The following is a 16062-nucleotide window of genomic DNA, read 5'->3' as shown; positions in this document are numbered from 1 at the left end:
GGAGGTGCGGTATGGACAGTATCAATATAAAAGGACTTGAGGTATTTGCACATCACGGAGTGTACAGGGAGGAGAATGTCCTTGGACAGAAGTTCGTGGTGGACGTATCCATGCAGGTGTCGACCCAGGAGGCCGGCAGAAGTGATGATATAAGAAAATCTGTGAACTATGGCAGCGTGTGCGATGGCATACAGAAGGTCATGAAGAACAGAAATTATAAATTGATAGAGACTGTGGCTGAGGAGATAGCAGACATGATACTTCTCACTTACGATGATGTGAGAGGGGTAAATGTGACGGTGAAGAAGCCGTGGGCTCCGGTCATGGTACATGTAGATACAGTGTCCGTGTCCATAAGCAGAAAAAAGCACACAGCATATCTTGGACTTGGGTCAAATATCGGCGACAGGGAATCATATCTGGACATGGCCATAGATGAGCTGAACAAGGATAAATACACCAAGGTGACAAGAGTATCAGATTTTATAGAGACCGAGCCGTATGGCGGCGTTGAGCAGGACGATTTCCTGAACGGCTGTCTGGAGATAGAGACGCTCAGGACTCCTGAGGAACTGCTGAGACTGGTGAATGGAATAGAGAAAGCGGCGGGAAGAGAGAGGCTGATCCACTGGGGACCGAGAACTCTGGATATCGATATCCTGCTTTATGATGATGTCGTGTATGACAGTGAGGATCTTCACATACCACACGTGGAGATGCACAAGAGAGAGTTTGTACTTGAACCATTGTCCACGATAGCGGGATACAAGAGGCACCCGCTGCTTGGCAAGACAATATCCGAGCTTCGTGCCGGGCTGGACAAACAGTGACAAAATTGACACTTCAAGTGGAAGGATAGATAGAATGAATACATTGGAAGAGATAAACAGTCTGGAGGAGCAGATACAGCAGCTTATCACCAGAAAGAATGAGCTTATCGACAGAGCGTGTGTTGAGGGCAGAGATGTTGCGCTGGCACATATAAGCTCTGATGTGGTGAGCGGGTTTGTGCCCGTGGATCATCTGAAGGTCGATAAAGACACGGTGGTTGTATACCAGGGTGTTCCGGGGGCTTACAGTCATCAGGCTATGCATGACTATTTTGGCAAGGATATAAAGAATGTAAATGTTGCAAAATTTGAGGATGTCATAGAGACGGTGAAGAGAGGCAAGGCTGATTACGGAGTCCTGCCCATAGAGAATTCCTCTGCCGGATTTGTGAGTGGTATATATGATATGGTTGGTAGCAGCGGCCTGACCATCGTGGGCGGAGACGAGGTCAAGGTAGCACATATGCTCATGGGAGTTCCGGGCTCAAAGCTTTCTGATATACAGACTGTATATTCCCATCCGCAAGGGCTTCTGCAGTGCAGTGAATTCCTAAACAGAGCCGGATACGCACAGTGCCCGGTTGCGAACACTGCAGTGGGTGCGGTGAAGGTCAGGGATGAAGGTGATATTACCCAGGCTGCCATAGCGAGCGCTCTTGCCGCAGATATATACGGACTTGAGATACTCAAGGACGATATAGTCAACAATGAGAACAACACAACGAGATTTATCATACTGTCAAAGAAAAAGGAGTATGTGAAGAGTGCGGGAAATATATCCGTATGCTTTGCACTGCCACATGAGAGTGGAACCCTTTACAGTATACTTGGACATATAAAACATAACGGGCTCAATATGACAAGCATTGAGTCGAGGCCTCTCAGGGGAAGAAAATGGGAATATTCATTCTTCATAACTCTTGAGGGAAGTCTCATGGATCCGGCGACGATAGATGCGCTGGACCATATAAATAAGGATTCTATGGATTTCAAGATAATTGGAACATACTGATAAGTAACATGAAAGGTGGGGTAGATATGGCAAGTAAGGTATTTGCAGCCATCGATGTAGGTTCTAACGAGCTGTCAATGAAGGTGTATGAGATAACTCCCAAAAAAGGGGCGAGGGAGATCGATTACGTCAACAGCACAGTTGAGCTCGGAAGTGATACCTACAACAGTGGCAGGATAACCGAGGATTCCATAATGAAGGTATGTGAGATCCTCAACAAATTCCGCAGGAAGATGAGGGAATACGATGTGCGTGAATACAAGGCGTATGCATCGTCCGCTGTGCGTGAGGCGGAGAATTCAGTCATGGTCCTTGAGAGGATAAAGCAGCACACAGGCATCGACGTCTCAGTGCTCAGCAACTCGGAGCAGAGATTCATGAACTACAAGGCGTATGCGGCAAAGTCGAAGTTTGAGGATGCCGACACGAAGAACAGGGCGCTTCTGGACATAGGAGCGGGAAGTCTTCAGATATCTATATTTGACAAGCAGAATCTGATCCAGACACAGAACCTTCCTATAGGAGCCGTGAGAATAAGGGATTATCTGGCAAAATACGGCGCAGACACGGTGGCTCTGGAGAATATCATGGAGGAGTTCGTATCGAACTTCATAGAGGAGTTCAGGAACCTCTTTATAAACGATAAGGACATCAAGAGCATAATAGCTATAGGAGACGGAATCGCAAATCTGAAGAAGGTCGGACCGGAGCTGAATATCACAGACAAGATCACAAGAGATCAGTTCCGCGTGCTTTATCACAAGGTAGTTGAGACCACCCCGGAGGTCCTTTCAGAAAAATACGGTGTGCCATACGAGAGGGCGACACTGATGCTTCCGATGGCGATCATTTACCAGTCATTCCTCGACAACTCAAGGGCGGAGGATATCATCACGCCGGATGTTACGTTCTGTGACGGAATAGTTGCCGATTATATGGATAAGAACGGAACGCTTCTGCTGAATAAGAATTTCGACGAGGATATCATTGCATCGGCAAACAGCATAGCCAAGAAGTATAAGGTCAACAGGAAGCACACACAGAATGTGACGCAGAACGCACTGGATATATTTGATTCCTTCAAGAGCGTCCACGGACTCGGAAGGAGAGAGAGACTGCAGCTCCAGATCGCAGCCATGCTCCACAGCTGTGGCAAATTTGTAAATATGAACGAGGGCACCATGATGTCCTATCACATAATCATGTCCACGGAGATACTTGGACTGTCCCACAAGGAGAGGGAGGAGATTGCAAATATTGTGAAGTTCAACGAGTATTATCTCCCTTCACAGACAAAGGCACAGGTATCGCTGATGACTGCGGATTACATGAAGGTCGCCAAGCTGGCATCCATACTGAGACTTGCGGATGTCCTTGACAAGAGCCACAGGCAGAAGATAAGTGATATGAAGTTCAGCTTCAAGGACTACGTGCTCACGATGACGGTAGATACACTGAATGACATTACGCTTGAGGCAGGGGTGTTCAAGACCAAGACTGAACTGTTCAGAAAGGTCTTTGGAGTGAAGCCTGTGTTAAAACAGAAAAGGGGGTTGTAAAGGATGGCAGATAAGAATCCGATATTTTATAACAGAGAGCTCAGTTGGCTTGAATTTGACAAGAGATGTCTGTCCGAGGCAAAGGACAGGACCATTCCTCTGTTTGAGAGAATAAAGTTCCTGAGTATAACGGCATCCAATCTGGATGAGTTCTTCATGGTAAGAATAGCATCACTCACGGATATGGTGCATGCCGGATACACCAAGAAGGATATAGCCGGAATGACGGCGCGGGAGCAGCTTGACGCACTCCATGCCAGCACCAAAGAGTTCATGAAGAACCAGTATCAGACACTGAACAGATCCCTCATCCCTCAGCTTGCCCAGAACGGATTGAAGCTTGTGAGACACCATGAGGATCTCACTCCAAAGCAGGCAAAGTACGTGGACAAATACTTTGAGAAGGATGTATACCCGGTACTCACACCTATGGCGGTGGACTCGTCCAGACCATTCCCGCTGGTGCGCAATAAATCACTGAATATAGGTGCACTCATATACGATAAGAAAAAGGACGTGACGGATATAGCGACCGTTCAGGTTCCATCTGTACTTCCAAGGATCGTGAGACTTCCTTCTGAGGAGAAGGGCGTTACCGAGATAATTCTTCTGGAGGAGGTTATCGAGAAGAACCTTGACAAGCTGTTCCTGAACTACGACATAGTGTGTGCATATCCATACCGTATCATGAGAAATGCAGACTTCTCCATAGATGAGGAGGAGACCGCAGATCTGCTGAAGGAGATCGAGAAGCAGCTCAAGCAGAGACAGTGGGGCGAGGTCATAAGACTTGAGGTGGACGAGGCCATGGACAAGAAGCTCCTTAAGGAGCTCAAGAAGCATCTCGGAGTCGATGACGAGGTCGTATACAAGATCAACGGACCTCTTGATCTCACATTCCTCATGAAGGTGAACGGCATAGATGGTTTTGACCATTTGAAGTATCCTAAGTACAAACCGCAGCCTGTACCTGGAATGGGCGATTACAGCCATATATTTGACAGGATAAAGAAGGGAGACATCCTTCTGTTCCATCCATATTATGAGTTCACTCCAGTCATAGAGTTCATAAAACAGGCGGCAAATGATCCTGATGTCCTGGCGATCAAGCAGACACTTTACCGTGTCAGCGGCAATTCACCTATCATCGCGGCACTTGCACAGGCTGCCGAAAATGGCAAGCAGGTAACTGTTCTCGTCGAGCTCAAGGCAAGATTTGACGAGGAGAACAATATAGCGTGGGCCAAGAAGCTGGAGCAGGCGGGCTGTCATGTTATCTATGGCCTTGTGGGTCTTAAGACACATTCCAAGATCGCACTGGTTGTCAGACGCGAGGAGGACGGAATCAGAAGATATGTGCATCTGGGAACAGGAAATTACAATGATCAGACCGCAAAGCTTTACACTGACATGGGACTTCTCACCTGCAGCGATGCCATAGGAGAGGACGCGACGGCGGTGTTCAACATGCTGTCAGGATATTCAGAGCCGAAGAAGTGGAACAAGCTTGCAGTTGCCCCGATCTGGCTGAAGGACAAATTCCTCATGCTGATAGGCCGTGAGGCAGAGAATGCGAGACAGGGCAAAAAGGCAAGGATAGTTGCCAAGATGAATAGTCTCTGTGATCCGGTGATCATGAATGCGCTCTACGATGCCTCAAAGGCAGGCGTAAAGATCGAACTCATCGTCAGGGGAATATGCTGTATCAAGGCAGGAGTTCCGGGACTTTCAGATAATATATCAGTAAGATCCATAGTTGGAAATTATCTTGAGCACTCGAGAATATTCTATTTCTATAATGACGGATTTGAGGATATATACATGGGAAGTGCGGACTGGATGCCTAGAAATCTGGACAAGCGAGTTGAGATAACGTTCCCTGTAGAGGATCCGGAGCTTAAGAAGAAGATAAAGAATATCCTTAAGATACAGCTTGAGGATACACTCAAGGCTCACATCATGCAGCCTGACGGCTCATATGCGAAGCAGGATCTCAGGGGCAAGGCAAAGCTTGATTCACAGATGTATTTTGTGAAGCTTGCGCAGGAGAGTCAGAAGCCGGTGAAGGAAGAGGACAATGACAGGGTGTTCATCCCGGTTGAATCCCACGGCGATAATGAGTGATATAAAGGCAGCACAGAGGCATATCGACAAAAGAAAAATAACAGTTGACACACGGCTGGCGATGTGGTATTCTACCATTGCTGTGTGAAACAGTGAACATAGAAGCAGAGTATCCACTCTCACCTCAGCATGGTCTGACATGACTCGGGTTAATATTTAGCTTAGAAGATTTACAGGGTTTTCCTGAGTTTGAATATGCTTTGTATTAAGAAAGTGGATAGATGGTTCTATCCACTTTTCTTATGTCAGAGAATTGAATTTTAAAAGTGTGGAGGTAGAGAGTCATTAGCGATTTAATGATCAACGAACAGATTAGAGACAGAGAGGTACGACTCATCGGAGAGGATGGTCAGCTTGTTGGAATAATGTCATCCAGGGATGCATACAAGATGGCCCAGGATGCAGGACTTGATCTTGTGAAGATAGCACCTAAGGCACAGCCACCGGTGTGCAAGATAGTTGACTATGGTAAGTATCGTTATGAGCAGGCCAGAAAAGAGAAAGAGGCCAAGAAGAAGCAGAAGACCATGGAAGTCAAGGAAGTCAGACTTTCACCGAACATCGATGCGAATGACCTTAATACCAAGATCAATCAGGCAAGAAAGTTCCTTGAGCATGGCGATAAGGTTAAGGTTACACTGCGATTCAGGGGAAGAGAGCTTGCGCATGTAGAGCAGTCAAAGGTTATTCTTGACAACTTTGCTGAGAAGCTTGCAGAGATAGCAGTTATCGATAAGCCTGCTAAGTTTGAAGGAAGAAGCATGATAATGTTTTTAACACAAAAGCGTTAAATTATTATAGACATATAATTCAAGGAGGAAGTAAGTAAAATGGCTAAATTAAAGACAAAAAGAGCAGCAGCTAAGCGTTTCAAGAAAACAGCTAACGGCGGTTTAAAGAGATCTAAAGCTTATAAGAGTCATATCTTAACAAAGAAGACCACTAAGAGAAAGAGAAATCTTAGAAAGGCTACAATGACAGACGCAACAAACGAGAAGGTAATGAAGAAGATATTACCTTATATCTAATAGATCAGGAGGAAGAAAACCAATGGCAAGAGTTAAAGGCGGAATGAACGCAAAGCAGAAGCACAATAAGGTATTAAAGCTTGCAAAGGGCTACAGAGGAGCAAGAAGCAAGCAGTATAGAGTAGCAAAGCAGTCAGTTATGAGAGCACTTACATCTTCATACGCTGGCAGAAAGCAGAGAAAGAGACAGTTCAGACAGCTCTGGATCGCTCGTATCAACGCAGCAGCAAGAATGAACGATATCTCATACAGCAAGCTTATGCATGGTCTTAAGCTGGCAGGTGTTGACATCAACAGAAAGATGCTCTCAGAGATGGCTATCAGCGATGCTGAGGGATTTGCAAAGCTTGTTGAGGTTGCAAAGGCACAGTTATCATAATATAGAATATAGAATCTTCTATATATAAGTAAAAAGAACCGGATGTGGTATAAACTTACACATCCGGTTCTTTTGTTGCGCGAAAAGGTTTTATAATTCGGAGGCGTATGCTATAATTATAGAGGTTAAGGGGATGACCAATGAGAGTAAAGACACAGAGTAGGAGGCACATATGTTCGTAGAGAGAATAACAAAGGATCAGATGAAGATGTTTCTTGAGACTTTTGCTTGCTGTAGTGAGCAGAAGAACCTCGTTATGAGACTTAACTATGCAGGAAAGGAACCGTATCTGGATGTGACCAGGTTCAGCAATGGTCTGGTATATACTGATTCATATTATGATTTTGACAGTACATACTGCAGTAATCTTTGGAATAAGTTTCTGTATACACAGTTCACACATGAGTATTACACAGCGTTCAAGGAGTACCTTATGAAGGATGTGGACAGAAAGCTCACTAATATGATAAAAATCTGAAAAAAGTTGTTGACTTTGTATTCGATAGATGGTATTATCTTATTCGTTGGTGACGAGCACAGAAGTCGACATCACATAAATATGCGGGAGTGCTGGAATTGGCAGACAGGCTAGACTAAGGATCTAGTGCTGGAAACGGCGTGTGGGTTCAAGTCCCATCTCCCGCATTTTTATTTTGAAAGTCCTATGGAATTTCGGATGTGAGAGAATGGGCGGTTATCAATTACATATAGAATATGCGGGAGTGCTGGAATTGGCAGACAGGCTAGACTAAGGATCTAGTGCTGGAAACGGCGTGTGGGTTCAAGTCCCATCTCCCGCATTTTTTATTTCGAGAGAAAGCTTAAAACATAAGCTTTCTCTTTTTTTTTAACTAATATTAACTCCCGGGAGATTTCCTTGATATATGGGCTGACAGGGGGTAGAATCAAATATATTCATAAAAACAGGAGGAATATAGCGTGTCAAAAGCGATATTCAATAAGAAGGTTCTGGCGGCAGCGATTGCCGGTCTGATGTCCGTGTCGCTGGTTGGCTGCGGAGGCAGTACCGGTGGACAGACAGGAAGTTCCAGAATAAATATAGAGCCGTATAGCAAGGTGGAATTCAATACGGATCAGGTTAAGAGCGGAGATATCCAGTCCTCATTGACATTGGAGCTCAAGCCTGATGGTTACAGCAGCAAAGATTATTCGATACAGCAGTCTGACTACAAGGTTCAGGAGGTCAAGGTAAAAGAGGGCGATAAGGTGGCCAAAGGCGATGTGATGATCCAGTTTGAGGCCAAGGATATCCAGAAGACCATAGATCAGTATACGGATCAGAAGGAGCGGGATCAGCTTCTTATAGACCATTACAACAGGCTGGCGAGCATAGACAGCAGCCAGGATTACTCCAGTGACATATCCGCGGCGAAGGAGGATATGGATCTGGCGGATACATACATCAAAGAGCAGAACGAGAGAATGAAGGACTATCAGGTCATTGCAGACAAGGACGGAACAGTGACTTATGTCAACTCAGATCTGCAGTATGGATATGTCACAGCGGGTGATACGCTCATAACGGTGGATTCGGGTTCGTCTGATTATGTATCAGAGACTGCGGATTCATACGAATTCAAGGAGGGGCAGACCTACGATGCTGATTTTCAGGAGGCAACATTTACACTGAAGCTCACGAAGTGTGAGAAGTATACAAGCTCTGCCACCGGAGAGGAGATGCAGAAACTTACATTTCAGCCTGTCAGTGATATGACCGGAGTGACCGAAGCGGATACCCTCAAGATGGTCATAGATAAGCCGGTTGTAAAGAACGTTGTATATGTGAATAAAAAGGCTGTGTTTGACGGCTCGGATGAGAAGAAGTATGTGTACACTGTAAATGAGGACGGATACAGGAATGCGGTAGAAGTTACCGTTGGAGATACGGTGGATGATTATACAGTTATCAAATCAGGACTGAAGGCCGGAGAGCAGGTGGTGATAAATTGATGAGACAGAATATTATGCATAAAGGCAGCACACGGACAAAAAAGAATATGACCGCCAGAATAGCATGCCTTGTAATGTCATTTGTCATGGCAGGAGGAATGGCGGGCTGTGGCAAGGAGAACAGCGAGAAGGTTCCTGAGCTCGTTGAACCTGTAAGTACAAACGAGGCATATAGACCGGTTACATATGGAGATATAGGCAAAAAGGTCATCAAGACCGGAACGATAGTCCCAACTGACTATTGTTATTACTATGACACATCTGTGACTCTGTCAAAGGTGTATGTGAATGTGGGCGATGAGGTCAAGAAGGACACGGTTCTTGCAGAGACCGACAGCAATGCATCCACAGCATCGGGAGACGATGGCAGTGGTACAGATTCAGGCTCAATAGTGGATGATTCTTCAACATCGATGGATGGGGATGACAGCTCGGGAGCTGATTCCCAGGATGTGAAGAAGTATTCACATGAGATCAAGCAGAAGATATATGAGCAGAATCAGGCTGAGCTGGACTGGAAGATAAAGGCGTGCGAAGAGATCGGTGATTCAAAGGGCGCTGCAGAGGCCAGAACAGAAAAAGCCATAAATGAGGAGAACAACAGGTACGATAATCTTTTATATGAGTATGAGCAGAAAAAGCTCACACAGCAGGACGAGGATGAGGACAAGGTCAAGCAGAGCGGAACGCTCAAGGCAGACCGTCCGGGCACGGTAACATACGCCAAGAAGATAAGCGGCAGTGAGAATACTGTCGGCGGCGGTGAGAACGTGGTCGTGGTTTCAGATTACAGTGATCCATATATAGAGATAACCGGTGAGAGCTTCAAGAAGAATACATACAGCATGTATAAGAACATGTACACTGTGATAAATGGAAAGCAGTATGACATAGTGCCATACAACTACACCAATCAGGAGATAGCTGTGGCACAGAGCAAGTCAAGTCTTCCATACACAAGATTTAAGCTCAAGGGTGTGAAGGATGCAGATAAGATCCTCAGCGTGGGCAACACGGTGTCACTGTATTTCAGTACATCCGATGCAAAGGACGTACTCACAGTGGGAAATGATTCCATATACGAGGAGAACAACCAGAAATTTGTATATGTCAAGACAGATTCCAGTGAGAAGGAGCGCAGGGATATAGAGACCGGTGCCAGCGACAATAACTACACAGAGGTAGTCAGCGGACTCAGGGAAGGCGATCTTGTCTACTACGCTTCAGATGCGGTCATGCCTAGTGATTACACAGAATACACGGTGGCACTCGATTCATATACGAAGACAGCAACGGTGAAGAGCGATTCGTTCTCGGTGGAGGACCTCAACAGTGTCAGCTACACTGCACCATGCGATGGACGCTTCACGTCACTCAACGTCAAGAAGGGCCAGAAGGTTAAGAAGGGGGATGTGCTGTTTGTCATTGACAGTGGCGGCGGAACAGCGGCGGTCAAGGATATAGATAACCAGATCAGCGAGGAGAACCAGACTTACAGTTCGGATCTCAAGGATTTTGATGATCAGATAAATGAGCTTACAAATGAGATCACGAGATACCAGAAGGGTAAGGTGGCAACGCCGACGGATGCAGAGAACACTCTCTACATGGCGGAGCAGCTCGTGTGTCAGAGAAATGTTGTTACATACAACAAGGATCTTAGGATATATACACACAATGCAACCATTAAGAGCTTAAACGCACAGAGAGAAAAGCTCAACAAGAACAATGATGGAAGCGGAAAGATAACTGTCTACGCTGACCAGGCGGGAACAGTCCTCTCGGTTGGCGCGAAGACTGATGTGGCTGTCAAGGAAGGTGCAAATGTACTCACAGTCGGAAGCAACGACAATGTGATCCTGGCGATATCCATATCAGAGGGAAAACTTGCTGTAAACCAGAAGGTTTCAATATCAAATAAGAACAACAGCGGTAAAAAGATAAGCGGAGTGTGTGTCGGAAGCACCGGAGACAGCTCCAAGTCATATATCAGTACTGATTCAGAGGGCGGGGTTCACGTAACCAAGTGTTCAGGCAGTGATGAACTGAAGTATTATATAAAGGTTGATGATGCAAGCTTTTACAAGAAGCCGAAGTCATATCAGGTCAGCTACCCGACAAAGTCCTATGAGAACGTAGTCATGATACCTAACAACATGATCTATCATGAGACGAGCAAGAACAATTCAAATGAGTATGACTATGTATGGCTCATCAAGGATGATGAGATCATAAAGCAGTATGTCACTCTCGGCGAGGCAGACAAGACCAAGACGGTTATACTGTCAGGTCTTTCAGAGGGCGATGTCATAGCTAAGGAATCAGGAGCAACATCCACCGGTGGCTCATCGAGTTCATCAGATGGTTCCGATAATTCAAAGTCAGGCGCAGACAGCCAGTCGGATGGCGGATCGGATTCATCTGGCGGAGATGCGACAACAGCAGAGTAGCAGAGAGGAGATATAATGTTTAAATTTTTATCACATAAATTATTGAACAAGAAGTGGTTAAATGCATGTCTCCTGCTTGGAATCATATTGCTGGTGGCTGTTGCATCGTGCAACCCAATGTTCAAAAACGGAGCGCTGGATATGCTCATGTCGTCCAAGTTTGACGCGGCGATGGTAGAGCAGAACAAGTATCCGGCAACTATCGGCAGATCAGGCTCATGCGCGGTAGACGATTATGCCGATGCCGATGCAGTGCTTGGCAGGATCGGCAAATATGAGGACATGTGGAACTACTACATGGAGATAGATGCTCTGCAGAAGCAGACCAGCCTGTCACTTCAGGCGGGTTACACCCAGAGCAACCTGAATCACAGGACCAGCTTCAACATGACATATATGCCACAGATAGAGGATCATGTGAACATAACATATGGGACGTCACTCGAGGATGCCAAGACAGAGGATGGTGTGTATCCTTGTATCATCTCACAGAGAAACCTTGACAAATACGGCCTTGTCGTTGGAGAGGTATTCAGCATAGATACCGGACTCAGCGATGCCGTTGACTCACAGGGCAATCCTATGAAGTATCAGATCGTAGGTGTATTTGAGGAGAAGGATTACTCAGACAGCTTCTGGTATGACCAGCTTGCAGATCTCGACAGCGAGGTATATGTGAAGAAGGATGACTTCAACGACATGATAGGCAAGTACGGCTTCCTCACAATATACTACGTGGATCACGTCATGCTTGACTACTCACAGATAACACACAAGAATGCCATGGACACGCTGTATTATCTCCAGTCATTTGAGAAGTCAGATAAATATTTTGAGCAGAATTTCAGCAGTGTGCTCATAGATTATAAAGGCGATGCAAGAACCATCGGTATAATCATATGGGTTCTGGAGCTCCCAATACTGGTTCTGCTTCTGGCATTCATTTACATGGTATCAAGTCAGATACTTGAGATGGAGGATGGAGAGATCGCCATGCTCAAGAGCCGTGGTACCAGCACGAAGCAGGTTCTCGGAATATACCTTGGACAGTCGGCGATACTGTCGGCGATAGCCATAGTGATAGGAATCCCTATAGGATATCTTCTGTGTAAGCTTGCGGCAAGCACGGATTCGTTCCTGCAGTTTGGATTTAAGGATACACATTTCTATGGAGTAGATCCGTGGATGATAGTATACAGTCTGGCTGCCGCTGTTATAGCTATATTATTTGTGACACTTCCGGTGTTCAAATACGCCAAGAACTCCATAGTAGAGCAGAAGAGCAGAACAGGAAAGGTAAATTACAAGCCATTCTGGGAGAAGTTCTTTGTGGACGTCATCCTTGTGGCACTTTCAATATACCTCCTGTACAATTACAACAAGCAGAAATCGACGATAGCACTCGATATACTTGCGGGTTCAAGACCTGATCCGGTCATCTTCCTGAACTCCTCACTCTTTATATTTGCAGTGGGACTTCTGGTGCTCAGACTCATCAAATACCTGATAAGACTGATATACAGGATCGGAAGAAAGAGATGGTCACCGGCTGTGTACGCATCATTCCTGCAGATCACACGTACGGTCAAGAAGCAGGGATTCATATCAGTGTTCCTTGTAATGACAATAGCCATGGGTATGTTCAACTCGAACATGGCAAGAACCATAAATAAGAACAAGACACAGCGAATAGATTACAATCTGGGAACGGATCTTGTGGTACAGGAGCAGTGGACCAGAGGAACATACATAGACAAAGACAAGAAGACCCACTGGTATTACACAGAGCAGGATTTTGAGAGATTTACAAAGCTCGAGGACAGCCTGTGCGACAAGGTGACAAGAGTCATATACGACGACAATACCGTCATAAAAGCGGGCGGCGAGGAGTTGGCGGGCAGCGTACTCATGGGTATCAACACCAAGGAGTTCGGTGAGACGGCCAGACTGCAGAGCGGACTCAACAAGGAGCACTGGTACAATTACCTGAATGATCTTGCAACAGTGTCGAATGGAGTCATCATTTCATCAAACCTTGCAAAGAAGTACAATATAAAGGTTGGAGATTCCATAAACTATGCGAGATACAGTCCTATTGCAAGCAAGGAGAAGGAGGAGATCGCATCTCCTAGCGGAACGGTATGTGCCATAGTGGATGCATTCCCAGGATTCCAACAGTATGTGTATGAGAAGGATTCCGAGGGAGAGATGCAGGAGGTGGAGAGATACCTCGTAGTTGCCAACTATGCATATGTTGTTGGTGCATTCAGTCAGACACCATACCAGGTATGGATGCATCTCAAGGATGGTGTGGACTACAAGGATGTACTTCAGGCACTCAGTGATGAGGATGTCAATATAGTGCAGTATGAGAGTGTGGATAAGGATGTGTCAGAGATGCAGGAGTCACCTCTGGTGCTCATAACAAATGGTCTGTTCTCACTGTCATTTATCATAGCGATCATACTTTGTACGGTGGGATTCCTGATATACTGGATAACATCCATCAAACAGAGAGAACTTCTGTTTGGTATCTACAGAGCTATGGGTATGAGCATGCGTGAAATCAACAAGATGCTCATAAATGAGCAGATATTCAGCTCGGTACTTGCCAGTCTGGCGGGATACGGAGTTGGTGCTGCGGCTACGGCGCTTTTCGTCAAGCTGGTTGCCGTGGTTTATCTGCCGGAATCACACAACATAGCGATATCGATAGCTGTGGATCCTTACGACATCATAAAGCTCACAGCGGTTGTTGTATTTATGTTTGTTGTATGTTTCGTAGTCATAAGAACTATATTGAAGAAGATGAATATAACACAGGCATTAAAGCTGGGGGAGGATTAATCTATGGATGAAATTATGATAGAGGCACATGGAATCAAACGCTGTTTCAGACTTGGAAGCGGAGAAGATTTCTATGCACTCAAGGGAATAGATATAACAGTCCCGGCTGGAAAGCTCACTATACTCAAAGGTCGTTCAGGATCGGGTAAGACGACACTGCTCAATATCCTGAGCGCGCTGGATGAGCCTACTGAGGGCGAAGTGATAGTCGGCGGCCACGTGTACAGCGAGATGAACGAGAAGGAAAAGGAGAAGCTGAGAAGATACAATATAGGATTTGTATTCCAGTCGGTTGCCCTGATCCCGATTATGAGTGCATATGAGAACGTCGATTTCGGACTCAGACTTGCGGAATATGAGGGCAACAGGGATGCCCGTATAAAAGAAGTGCTCGATCTGGTGGGTCTGTCATCCAGAATGACGCATTTTCCGAATCAGATGTCAGGTGGTGAGCAGCAGAGAGTTGCCATAGCCAGAGCGGTGGCTCATAAGCCAAAGGTAATATTTGCTGATGAGCCTACAGGAGCCCTTGATACGGCTTCGGGACTTGCGGTGATGAAGCTGTTCCAGGAGCTGGTGTACAAGGAAGGAATAACGATAGTCATGACGACACATGATCCGAAGCTTATGGAGCTCGGTGATGTAGTATATGAGATAGAGGATGGTGAGATAGTTGAGCGATAAGCATTTATTCAGAAAAAAGAAGAACGATGCTGTGGAGCCTGAAACTATAGCACCGGATGTGGAGACACAGGACATGGAGAACACGGATGGCCAGGAGGCGCAGGAGTTCGTGTACGGCATGGATCTTCAGGAAGACGAGGGCACTGACAGCGGGAAAGCCGTGGAAGCAGATCCTGAGGCTGGCACAGATAAAGAATCCGGCGGGGAGCGCCTTGGCTCGGAGGAGAATATCATAGAGTGTGACAGCCTTGTCAAGATATACAAGACTGACGATGTGGAGGTCATGGCTCTTCAGGGGCTGGAGCTCAACATCAAATACGGCGAGCTCATGGCGGTCATCGGAAAGTCGGGATCAGGAAAGTCCACACTCCTCAATATGATCGGAGGACTTGAGAGACCTACGGCCGGAAAGCTGTATGTCGACGGCAAGGATCTGTTTGCGATGACGGATAAGGAGCTTGTGGAGTACAGAAAGCACACTGTAGGATTTGTGTGGCAGAAAAACTCCAGAAACCTTTTGCCATATATGACAGCCATAGAGAATGTTCAGGTACCTATGTACTTCGACAAGAGCAACAAGGAAGACAAGTATGCAAGAGCCCATGATCTGCTCTGCAGAGTGGGACTTGAGGACAAGATAAATTCATATCCATCTCAGATGTCAGGTGGTGAGCAGCAGAGAGTTGCCATAGCCATAGCCCTGGCAAATAATCCGAAGATACTTCTTGCGGATGAGCCGACGGGAGCCGTGGACAGCAAGACATCCAACATGATACAGGATCTGTTCAGAAAGCTGAACGAAGAGCTCGGGATAACGATAATCATAGTTACACATGATATAAGTCTTGCAAATAAGGTGGGACGTGTGGTTATGATTGCGGACGGCAAGATTAGCACAGAGAAGATCATGAAGGAATCTTACAAGGACAGAATGAACGAGCTGACGACAGATGGCTTCTCATCTGATGATTCACATGAGGAGTTCTCGATACTCGATAAGGCAAATCGTGTACAGATAAGCCCTGATATGCTGGCTGCTGCCGGAATCGACAGCAATAAGGTCAAGGTTCAGGTTGTTGACGGCAAGGTCATCATCACAAAAGAGTGATAGCAGATGGTGTTGTGTCAGCGGGAAAAATATATTATAATTACTTCAATTAAGTAAGGAAAGGTTGGTA

Annotated in this window: 13 protein-coding genes and 2 tRNA genes; all 15 read left to right on the top strand. The window is 46.0% G+C overall.

Translation table 11 applies throughout. The annotated features are described in order from the left end of the window. Nucleotides 1-11 precede the first annotated feature (11 nt). The 15 genes from folK (at nt 12) to DW025_RS11275 (ending at nt 15992) form a co-directional block, all read left to right on the top strand. On the top strand, nt 12-830 hold the full coding sequence (gene folK, locus DW025_RS11345) for a 2-amino-4-hydroxy-6-hydroxymethyldihydropteridine diphosphokinase (protein ID WP_117875001.1): 819 nt from the start codon (nt 12-14) through the stop codon (nt 828-830). Further along, nucleotides 784-1842, top strand: a complete 1059-nt coding sequence (locus tag DW025_RS11340; protein ID WP_243104978.1) for a prephenate dehydratase — start codon at nt 784-786, stop codon at nt 1840-1842. The genes folK and DW025_RS11340 overlap by 47 nt, the downstream gene beginning before the upstream one ends. A gap of 26 nt (nt 1843-1868) precedes the next feature. Then, a complete protein-coding gene (locus tag DW025_RS11335) occupies nt 1869-3401 on the top strand; it encodes a Ppx/GppA phosphatase family protein (RefSeq protein WP_015533884.1) in 1533 nt (510 codons plus the stop codon). Nucleotides 3402-3404: 3 nt separating this feature from the next. Next, the gene (locus DW025_RS11330; protein WP_015533883.1) at nt 3405-5525 is read left to right on the top strand and encodes an RNA degradosome polyphosphate kinase; all 2121 of its coding nucleotides are present in this window, start codon (nt 3405-3407) and stop codon (nt 5523-5525) included. Nucleotides 5526-5821: 296 nt separating this feature from the next. Continuing rightward, nucleotides 5822-6316 carry a translation initiation factor IF-3 gene (gene infC / locus DW025_RS11325; RefSeq protein ID WP_015533882.1) on the top strand — a complete coding sequence of 165 codons (495 nt, stop codon included), beginning with the start codon at nt 5822-5824 and terminating at the stop codon, nt 6314-6316. A gap of 39 nt (nt 6317-6355) precedes the next feature. Next, the gene (gene rpmI / locus DW025_RS11320) at nt 6356-6553 is read left to right on the top strand and encodes a 50S ribosomal protein L35 (protein WP_004849138.1); all 198 of its coding nucleotides are present in this window, start codon (nt 6356-6358) and stop codon (nt 6551-6553) included. Between the two features lie 22 nt (nt 6554-6575). Then, nucleotides 6576-6932, top strand: coding sequence for a 50S ribosomal protein L20 (gene rplT / locus DW025_RS11315; RefSeq protein WP_004849136.1), 357 nt, complete (start codon nt 6576-6578; stop codon nt 6930-6932). 172 nt (nt 6933-7104) lie between these two features. Beyond that, on the top strand, nt 7105-7410 hold the full coding sequence (locus DW025_RS11310) for a hypothetical protein (protein ID WP_015533881.1): 306 nt from the start codon (nt 7105-7107) through the stop codon (nt 7408-7410). Between the two features lie 83 nt (nt 7411-7493). Then, nucleotides 7494-7577 (top strand) — tRNA-Leu (locus tag DW025_RS11305). A gap of 71 nt (nt 7578-7648) precedes the next feature. After that, nucleotides 7649-7732, top strand: a tRNA-Leu gene (locus DW025_RS11300). Between the two features lie 139 nt (nt 7733-7871). After that, complete coding sequence (locus tag DW025_RS11295) at nt 7872-8903, top strand: efflux RND transporter periplasmic adaptor subunit (protein WP_118758303.1); 1032 nt, start codon at nt 7872-7874, stop codon at nt 8901-8903. Beyond that, entirely contained in the window at nt 8903-11353 is a 2451-nt protein-coding gene (locus tag DW025_RS11290; protein WP_119999983.1) for a biotin/lipoyl-binding protein, read from the top strand. Before DW025_RS11295 ends, DW025_RS11290 begins: the two co-directional genes overlap by 1 nt. Before the next feature lie 15 nt (nt 11354-11368). After that, on the top strand, nt 11369-14200 hold the full coding sequence (locus DW025_RS11285; RefSeq protein ID WP_119999981.1) for an ABC transporter permease: 2832 nt from the start codon (nt 11369-11371) through the stop codon (nt 14198-14200). Between the two features lie 3 nt (nt 14201-14203). Then, entirely contained in the window at nt 14204-14884 is a 681-nt protein-coding gene (locus DW025_RS11280; protein ID WP_015533878.1) for an ABC transporter ATP-binding protein, read from the top strand. Next, nucleotides 14874-15992, top strand: a complete 1119-nt coding sequence (locus tag DW025_RS11275) for an ABC transporter ATP-binding protein (protein WP_330416385.1) — start codon at nt 14874-14876, stop codon at nt 15990-15992. Before DW025_RS11280 ends, DW025_RS11275 begins: the two co-directional genes overlap by 11 nt. The last annotated feature ends 70 nt before the right edge of the window (nt 15993-16062 follow it).

The organism is Coprococcus sp. AF38-1 (genome assembly GCF_003603945.1).
In the GTDB taxonomy this organism is placed as follows: domain Bacteria; phylum Bacillota; class Clostridia; order Lachnospirales; family Lachnospiraceae; genus Coprococcus; species Coprococcus aceti.
Note: the sequence above shows the minus strand (reverse complement) of the source record. Positions and strands in the feature narration are given on the sequence as shown.